Source organism: Bradyrhizobium sp. TM239, from assembly GCF_036247985.1.
Classification (GTDB): domain Bacteria; phylum Pseudomonadota; class Alphaproteobacteria; order Rhizobiales; family Xanthobacteraceae; genus Bradyrhizobium; species Bradyrhizobium ottawaense.
The window spans coordinates 632,040-640,438 of the sequence record NZ_BTIR01000011.1 but is presented as its reverse complement, the minus strand read 5'-3'; the positions used below and the strand labels follow the sequence as shown (position 1 = coordinate 640,438).

9 protein-coding genes and 1 pseudogene are annotated in these 8,399 nt (G+C 64.2%); 7 read left to right on the top strand and 3 right to left on the bottom strand.

Translation table 11 applies throughout. From position 1 onward, the window contains the following. A pseudogene (locus AABA84_RS21405) lies at nucleotides 1–137 on the top strand (IS481 family transposase); the annotation flags it as partial. A 194-nt stretch (nucleotides 138–331) separates the two neighbouring features. Here the strand turns inward: AABA84_RS21405 and AABA84_RS21400 are convergent. Together AABA84_RS21400 and AABA84_RS21395 are read right to left on the bottom strand one after the other, a co-directional pair. Continuing rightward, the gene (locus AABA84_RS21400; RefSeq protein WP_212243085.1) at nucleotides 332–712 is read right to left on the bottom strand and encodes a YkvA family protein; all 381 of its coding nucleotides are present in this window, start codon (nucleotides 710–712) and stop codon (nucleotides 332–334) included. Nucleotides 713–813: 101 nt separating this feature from the next. After that, on the bottom strand, nucleotides 814–1,104 hold the full coding sequence (locus tag AABA84_RS21395; protein ID WP_338313011.1) for a 4a-hydroxytetrahydrobiopterin dehydratase: 291 nt from the start codon (nucleotides 1,102–1,104) through the stop codon (nucleotides 814–816). 153 nt (nucleotides 1,105–1,257) lie between these two features. On the opposite strand from AABA84_RS21395, the gene AABA84_RS21390 reads away from it, so the two are divergent. Further along, nucleotides 1,258–2,703, top strand: coding sequence for a TAXI family TRAP transporter solute-binding subunit (locus AABA84_RS21390; RefSeq protein ID WP_338313009.1), 1,446 nt, complete (start codon nucleotides 1,258–1,260; stop codon nucleotides 2,701–2,703). Nucleotides 2,704–2,807: 104 nt separating this feature from the next. Then, complete coding sequence (locus AABA84_RS21385; protein ID WP_338313008.1) at nucleotides 2,808–4,349, top strand: alkaline phosphatase D family protein; 1,542 nt, start codon at nucleotides 2,808–2,810, stop codon at nucleotides 4,347–4,349. 3 nt (nucleotides 4,350–4,352) lie between these two features. Here the strand turns inward: AABA84_RS21385 and AABA84_RS21380 are convergent, their stop codons facing one another. Beyond that, a complete protein-coding gene (locus AABA84_RS21380) occupies nucleotides 4,353–4,736 on the bottom strand; it encodes a response regulator (protein ID WP_212243093.1) in 384 nt (127 codons plus the stop codon). A gap of 178 nt (nucleotides 4,737–4,914) precedes the next feature. On the opposite strand from AABA84_RS21380, the gene AABA84_RS21375 reads away from it, so the two are divergent. From AABA84_RS21375 to AABA84_RS21360, 4 genes are all read left to right on the top strand, one after another. Beyond that, complete coding sequence (locus tag AABA84_RS21375; RefSeq protein ID WP_338313007.1) at nucleotides 4,915–5,679, top strand: Crp/Fnr family transcriptional regulator; 765 nt, start codon at nucleotides 4,915–4,917, stop codon at nucleotides 5,677–5,679. A gap of 81 nt (nucleotides 5,680–5,760) precedes the next feature. After that, nucleotides 5,761–6,477 (top strand): prolipoprotein diacylglyceryl transferase family protein, encoded by a 717-nt coding sequence (locus AABA84_RS21370; RefSeq protein ID WP_338313006.1) that lies wholly within the window; start codon nucleotides 5,761–5,763, stop codon nucleotides 6,475–6,477. After that, entirely contained in the window at nucleotides 6,458–7,888 is a 1,431-nt protein-coding gene (locus tag AABA84_RS21365) for a radical SAM protein (protein WP_338309194.1), read from the top strand. Before AABA84_RS21370 ends, AABA84_RS21365 begins: the two co-directional genes overlap by 20 nt. Beyond that, nucleotides 7,885–8,178, top strand: a complete 294-nt coding sequence (locus AABA84_RS21360; protein ID WP_338313005.1) for a hypothetical protein — start codon at nucleotides 7,885–7,887, stop codon at nucleotides 8,176–8,178. Before AABA84_RS21365 ends, AABA84_RS21360 begins: the two co-directional genes overlap by 4 nt. Nucleotides 8,179–8,399 lie beyond the last annotated feature (221 nt).

Genomic DNA, 8,399 nt, shown 5'->3' with positions numbered 1-8,399 from the left:
TCGCCATCAGGCCGCTCAACCGCGACGGCCAATACGGCGTCTTCTTTGCCAGCTGGCAGGTCGCATCTATCGACTTGACCAATGGCCAACCTGTCAGTGATGTGTCCGAACAGGCGTCAGCTATGTCTCCGGTCTAAACACTTGACCGGGCGATCCAGTACTCTCCGTGAAGCCAGCGATTGAATCGAGAAGCCGCGGCGTGCTGGATTCCCCGCCTGCCGCCTGCGCTAAAGCTTCGGCGCCCCTGGACCTCAACCCCGGCGAAGCCTTGGCGTAGCCGGGTCGCGGGGAATGACAGCAGTAGGTGTGGCTACGAACGTGCAGCCAACCTCTACTGCGCTTCCGCCTCATCCACCCCGCGCTTCAGCACGGCACGGGCGGCTTCGCGGTGCTCATTCGTGATGTGGCCGGAGACCATGCGGATGGCGGTGGCGAGCACGGCGGCATCATCGGCGAAGCCGAGGACCGGCATCACGTCGGCGACGAAGTCGAACGGCAGGATGAAATAGGCGATCGCACCTAACAGCGCGGCCTGGACGTGACGCGGGGTCTGCCGGTCGAACGCGCAGTAATAAGCAGCCAGCAAGTCTTCGGCGAACGGCAGATGCGCGGCGACGCGCTTCAGCTTGCGCCAGAAGCGGCGGCGCACGCTCTCGCGATCTTCCGCGAGCCGGTCGGCCGGCTCGAAACCGACACTGTGTTCGGCAGCCATGTTCGAGAAACTCCCATTCAGCCCCCGGGGCGGCGGATCGCCGCATCCCGGCTGATCACAAGATGGGGATGTGGCCGATCCCTGCAAGACGTCGGCCGATCTCAGCCTGCGATCGCGTTCATCGCCCTGGCCAGCGCAATGTCGAGCGCGGTGACGCCGCCGGCGTCGTGGGTCGACAGCACCACCTCGACCGTCTTGTAGACGTTGCGCCATTCGGGGTGGTGATCCATCTTCTCGGCGGCCAGCGCGGCCCGGGTCATGAAGCCGAACGCCTCGCTGAAATCCTTGAAGATAAAGGTTTTCCCGATGGCATCCCGGCCCTGAACCTCGGTCCAGTCCGGTAGTTCGCCCAGCGCCTGCTTGCGCGCCTCCGCGGAAAGCCGTTCTGCCATGGTCATCTCCGTTCTTCAGGGGAACTTTACCCTAACACCCTGCTGACGCCCGGGTTCATACGGGGGATTTCCGCCATCCGCTAACCATGACGGAGATGTAACCCCGCCGGACAAGAAATTTGCTACAATTGCGGGCGTAAATCGCCGGCCAAGATGAAACTGAGCCTGAAGCGCCTGTTTGGGAGATCGATGACCGGGGGATTGGACCTGGCCGAAACGCCCTCTCCGCCTTCGCCGCGATCCGCGGCGCGGAAGACTGCGCTCGTGTCTCTTGCGCTCGTGCTTGCAATCATCGGCGCGCTCGTCGGCGGCTACTACTTCGCCATGCGGCCCGTGACGTTGAAGATCGCGGTCGGTCCCGCCAACAGCGACGACGTCAAGGTCGTGCAGGCGCTGACGCAGGCTTTCACGCAGCACAAGAGCCAGATCCGGCTGCGGCCGATCCAGACCGACGGCGCCACGGCCAGCGCCAATGCGCTTGCGGAAGGCAAGGTCGATCTCGCCATCGTGCGCGGCGACCTCGACGTGCCCAAGAACGCGCAAGCGGTCGCGACCCTGCGCAAGAACGTCGTGGTGCTGTGGTCCGTACCGGGCAAAGGCAAGAAGCGGGGCCCGAAGATCACCAAAATCTCGCAGCTCGCCGGCCATCGCGTCGGCGTGGTCGGCCGCACCCAGGCCAATGTCAATCTGCTCAAGGTGATCCTCCAGCAATATGGCGTCGATCCCGCCAAGGTCGAGATCGTGCAATTCCCCGCCAACGAGGCCGCCGAGGCGATCAAGGCCCAGAAGGCCGACGTCTATCTCGCGGCCGGACCGGTCAACAGCAAGATCACGGCGGATGCGATCGCCGCCTCCACCAAGGATTTCGGCGCGCCCAACTTCCTCGCGATCGAGTCGGCGGATGCGATCGCCCAGAACCATCCGGTCTACGAAGCGTCAGAGATTCCAGCCGGCACCTTTGGCGGCTCGCCCGCCCGCCCGGAGGACGAGGTCAAGACCGTCAGCTTCTCGCACCACATCGTGGCGCGCAAAGGCGTATCCGAAACCACCATCGCGGCGTTCACGCGCCAGCTCTTCGCCGTGCGCCAGCAGCTGGTGACGGAATTCCCGCTCGCGGCGAAGATCGAGACGCCCGACACCGACAAGGATGCGGTGATCCCGGTGCATCCGGGCGCTGCCGCCTTCGTCGACGGCGAGGAAAAGACCTTCCTCGACAAATACAGCGATTACATCTGGTGGAGCCTGATGGCGTTGTCGGCCATGGGCTCGATCGGCGCCTGGTTCGCTGGCTATCTGAAGAAGGACGAGCGCGACAACAACAGCCATCTGCGCGAACGGCTGCTCGACATGATCGCGGTGGCGCGCAAGTGCGAGACGACCGACGAGCTCGACCAGATGCAGGCCGAGGCCGACGAGATCCTGCGCGACACGCTGCGCTGCTTCGATCATGGCGCGATCGAGGAGGGCTCGCTCACCGCCTTCAACATCGCGTTGGACCAGTTCCACGCCGCCGTTGCCGACCGCAAGGCGGTGCTGTTCAGCCTGCCGCAGAACCTGCAACGTGCAGGCGCGCAGTTCAGGGCCGCCGGCAACGCGTAACGCTGCGCGCGTTATTGCTGCGTCACATTGTCTCAATATAGGTTCGGGCTCCATCGGAGCGGCCGTCCGGGCGGTCGCCTCACGCGATCTCGGGGCCATCTCCCATGAACATCAAATTCTCCCGCCGCCGCTTCCTCGCCACCGGCGCCGGTGCACTCGGCACGATGGCGATGCCCTATCTCTCGCGCGCCGCCGATCGGTCGATGGTCACTCATGGCGTGCAGTCGGGCGACGTCACGGTGGACAGCGGCGTGGTGTGGGCGCGCACCGACCGTCCATCGCAGATGCTGGTCGAGGTCGCGACGACCGAGTCCTTCAGGGATGCCCGCGCGCTGCCGCCGATCGCGGCGCTCCCCGAGAGCGATTTCACCGCGAAGATGCTGATCGAGAACCTGCCGGGCGGACAGGACATCTTCTACCGCGTCCGCTTCCGAGATCTCTCCCACACCGCGATCGAGGGCGAGCCGGTGGTCGGCCGCTTCCGCACCGCGCCGGCCGACCGCCGCGACGTCAGCTTCGTCTGGGGCGGGGACGTCGCCGGCCAGGGCTGGGGCATCAATCCCGATGACGGCGGCATGTTCACCTTCTCGGCGATGCGCAAGCACCGTCCGGATTTCTTCCTGCACTCGGGCGACACCATCTACGCCGACGGCCCGATTCAATCCGAGGTGAAGCTCGCCGACGGCAAGATCTGGAAGAACGTCACCATCCCCGAGAAGGCCAAGGTCGCCGAGACGCTGGACGAGTACCGCGCCGCGCACAAATACAATCTCACCGACGAAAACCTCCGCGCCTTCAATGCGGAGGTGCCGATCTTCGTGCAATGGGACGACCACGAGGCGACCAACAACTGGTCGCTGTCGAAGGAATTGCCGGCGGCTTACAAGGAGCGCGACATCGCCCTGCTCGCCGCCCGCGCGGGCCGCGCTTTCCACGAGATGTATCCGATGCGCGAGAGCATCGTTGAGCCGGGCCGGGTCTATCGCCAGATCTCCTACGGCCCGCATCTCGACGTGTTCATGCTCGACGAGCGCAGCTATCGCGGCCCGAACGGCGCCAATCTCGAGACCGCTTACGGCCCCGCCAGCTACTTCCTCGGCCCGGACCAGATCGCCTGGCTCAAGCGCGGCCTGCTCAATTCGCACGCGACCTGGAAGGTGATCGCCTCCGACATGCCGCTCAGCCTCGTCGTGTCGGACACGCCGAAGGGCGGCTCGGAAGCGATCGCGCAGGGCGACGGCCCGGTGCGCGGCCGCGAGTTCGAGATCGCCGACATCCTGCGTTTCATCAAGATGGCACCGATCAGCAACACGGTGTGGCTCACGGCGGACGTGCACTACGCTGCCGCGCATTATTACGATCCGAACAAGGCGCAATTCCAGGAGTTCGAGCCGTTCTGGGAATTCGTGTCGGGTCCGCTGCACGCCGGCACGTTCGGTCCGAACGCGCTCGACAACACGTTTGGGCCCGAGGTGCGCTTCGTCAAGGCGCCGGGCAAGGACAGCCAGAACCTGCCGCCGTCGGCCGGCATGCAGTTCTTCGGTCACGTCAAGATCGATGGCGCCTCGGGCCGGATGACCGTGACCTTGCGCGACCGCGCCGACGTCGCGCTGTGGTCGACCACGCTCGATCCAAAGCAGGCCTGATCGCTAATCGAGGGCGCGCACCTTGAGCGCCGCCTCCAGCGCGTCGCTCGAGCAGGGCTTCTGCAACCGCGGCTGGCCGGAGAATTCAGGCGGAATGCGCGCCTCGGCGCCATAGCCGGTAACGAAGACGAACGGGATCTTCAGCGCAGCCAGCCGCTCCGCGACCGCAAAGCTCGTCTCGCGGATCAACTCGACATCGAGCAGCGCGAAATCGGGCGCACGCTTGGCGATGGCGCCCAGCGCCTGCGTCACCGACCCGACGGTCCGCACGCCCGTCACCCCGAACCCGAGCAGACGGTCCTCGAAATCGATCGCGATGATCGGGTCGTCTTCGACGATCAGAACATCGGCCGGCCAGCTTGAGCCATTGGAAAGTGCGGGTGCCATGATCGCATCTTGCGTGTGGGGGGTCGGATCAGGACTGCCGCGACACGATGCCTGCGCGCAGCGCATCGGTGGGTTCCTGGAACGAAACCCACCACATTGCCGTTCTCCAGTCTGTCCACTTGTGCACACAGGGAATGCAAGGAACTCGCTAAGGTGGGAAGGAGGATGGGAGTTCACGATGGATGCGCGTATCAGCAAGACGGCCGAGGTTGAGAGCCGTCCGGCCAACAATTTGTTGCGGCGTTTGAACCAGGCAGACTACGCCCTGCTCGCACCGCACGTGACCGTCGAAATCTCCGCAGCCGGCCAGTTGCTCTACAGCCCCGGTGACGACGTCCAGGTCGTCCACTTCCCCTGCGGACCGGCGCTCGCGACCTTTCTCGTCCCCAACGAGGATGGCCGAGACGTCGAGACCATCCTGGTCGGCCGCGAAGGCGCGGTGGGCGGTATCGTCAGCGAGGGATTCCTGCCGGCCTATACCCGGATCTGCGTGAAATTCGGCGGCCCGTTTGCGCGCGTTCATGTCGCCAAGCTGGAAGCGGCCAAGCTGCGCTCGGCGTCGCTGCGCAACATCTTTGCCCGCTATGCCGATTGCATGCTGGCGCAGATCTTCCAGTCGACCGCCTGCAATGCAATCCATTCGATCGAACAGCGGACCGCCAAGTGGATTTTGGCGGCGATGGAGCGGACCGGCGACGAGGACAGCGTGCCGCTGACCCACGAACAGCTTGCGACGCTGCTCGGCGTTGGCCGCTCCTATGCCAGCCGCGTGCTTCAGTCGTTCAAGGCGGAACGGATTCTCGACACGAGGCGCGGATCGATCCTGGTTCGCAATCGCGACGGCCTGAGGCTTCGCGCCTGCCTGTGCAACGACGCGGTCAAAATGCATTTCGAAGAGGTGCTGCGCGGCGTCTACCCGACCGAGGAGCGGGAGGCCGGGTAGCGATCCGCCTCGCTTCCCCGGCGTGGAGAACGAGCAAGCGCACTATCCCGCACGGCCGGAACCTGGGCTAATATCCCCCGCATGAGCGGGGCTTTGCTTCACACTCTCTTCGACATTGCAGCCTGGCTGGCGGCGGCGGCGGCCGTCTACTGGCTGTCGCGACAGCGCCTGCAGTTTCCGGCGCAATCCTTCGAGCTACCCTATATCGCCGCGCTGGTGTTCGGCGCGGGCCTCGGGGCCTACCTGTTCGGCTCCGCCAATCTGTGGCTGTCGGGCGAGAGCGGCATTGCGCGCTCGGTCGAGGGCGCGATCGCCGGCGGCATCGTGGCGATCGAGCTGTACAAATGGTCCGCGGGGATCGCGCTGCGAACCGGCGCCCGTTTTGCGCTGCCGCTGGCGCTCGGCATCGCGATCGGCCGGCTCGGCTGCTACTTCGCAGGCCTCGACGACTTCACCTATGGCACGCCGACGGCGCTGCCCTGGGCCCATGATTTCGGCGACGGCATTCTGCGCCATCCCGTGCAGCTCTACGAGAGCGCGGCCATGGCCGTATTCGCGCTGCCCTATATGCTGGCGGTCGTGAACCGGAATGCCTTTGTGATCACCAATGGTTTCTACCTGGTTCTCGTCTATTATGGAGCGCAACGCTTCCTGTGGGAATTCCTCAAGCCCTACGGCACGCTGATCGGTCCCTTCACCCTGTTTCACCTGCTGTCACTGTCCATTTTGCTCTACGCCGGCGTCATGCTGGCGACGGCGCCCAAAGCGAGACCCATGCATGAACGCGCCGTTGCGTAAGTCGCGTCCCTATATCTTTTGGGGCCAGACCCAATCCCTTTGCGAGACCTGCCTGAAGCTGGTGCCGACCAAGATCCAGATCCTGGACAACGAGGTCTGGTACGAAAAGCGATGCAGGGAGCACGGCGTCCAGTCGACGCTGGTGTCGACGGATGCCGCCTATTGGCGCCTGTGCAAGGATTTCATCAAGCCCGGCGACCGGCCTCTGCAATTCCAGCAGCGCACCGAATTCGGCTGTCCCTATGATTGCGGTCTCTGTTCCGACCACGAGCAGCATTCCTGCCTGGCGCTGATCGAGATCACCGAGCACTGCAATCTCACCTGCCCGGTCTGCTTCGCCGAATCCTCGCCGGCGCGGACGAAATTCACCCCTCTTGCGACAGTGGAGAAGATGCTCGACGCGCTGGTCGCCAGTGAAGGCGAGCCCGACCTCGTGCAGATTTCCGGCGGCGAGCCGACGCTGCATCCTGATTTCTTCGCGATCCTGGATGCCGTGCGCGCCCGCCCGATCCGCCACGTCATGATCAACACCAACGGCCTGCGCATCGCTCGCGAAAAGGATTTCGTGGCGCGGCTCGCCGAGAACAGGCGCGGGCTGGAGGTCTATCTCCAGTTCGATTCACTGCAGCGCGATGCGCTGATCGATCTGCGCGGCGCGGATTTGCGAAAAATCCGCCAGCAGGCACTGGAAAATCTCGAGCATTTTGGCGTGTCGACCACGCTGGTCGCGACCATCAAGCGCGGCGTCAATGACTCCGAGATCGGCGACATCGTCCGCCACGCCCTGACGTGGACATGCGTGCGCGGCGTCACGTTGCAGCCGGTGCAGGACGCCGGCCGCAACGAGAATTTCGATGAGAAAACCGACCGCATCATGCTGTCGGAGATCCGCAAGCGCGTGATCGAGACCGGCGTGTTCGGCGACAAGGACATGATCCCGCTGCCCTGCAATCCCGAAAGCATCTCGATCGGCTACGGCCTGCGCAATGGCGAGAAGGTGCTGCCGCTGACCTCGCTGATTCCGCAGGAACAGCTGGTTGCGGTGATGCCCAATACGATCAGCCCGGAGAAATATCCGGTGCTGCGGGAGAAGTTCGTCGATCTGTTCTCACTGTCATCGGGGCCGCTCAACACGTCCGAGCGCGTCTGCGAATTGCTGTGCTGCCTGCCGAGCTTTCAGGTGCCGGAAGGGCTCTCTTACGAGAACGTGTTCCGCGTCACCATCGTGCAGTTTCTCGATCGCTTCAATTTCTGCGTCGGCAACGTCAAGCGCAGCTGCATCCATTTCGTGACGGAGCAGGGCGCGATCATTCCGTTCGACACCTACAATCTGTTCTACCGCAACGGCAAGATCGACGGCATCCGCGCCGCGCTGGCCGCGCAGGCGAATGAAGGAGTCTTGCAGGCATGAGCATCAGCGACACGCCGCCACCGGCGCCCCCGGGTCCCCCTCCTGCCCCGACGGAAAAGCGCAGCGGCTGCCTGACCGCACTGATGGCGATTTTCGGGGTCCTCATGCTGCTGCCGGGCGCCTGTGCGCTGCTCTTCGGCGGAATGTCGGTGTTCGAGGATGGCAGGATCGCCTCGGACATCGCGCCGCTGGTCTTTCTGGGCCTCGTCGTGGGGATCGGCGGGGCCGCCCTGATCTGGGCAGCTATCAAGGGACGAAAGGCCCCTATCCATCCCGGGACCCAGCCTTAACCCCCGGAGATTCCCGGACAAAATTCAGTCAACCAACGGGCAAAGAACGCATTGTTTTTTGGCGGTTTTTGCATATATTGCGCCGCAACGCGTAGGCTGCCCGGTCGATATGGCCGGGCTTCCTTTTTGGGCGGAAAGCGCCCCGTTTCCAGTCTTCCAGCGTTGTTTCGAGAAGAGGTCCCGGTCCGACCGGCGAGATCGCGCTTAACCCATTGTTCGAA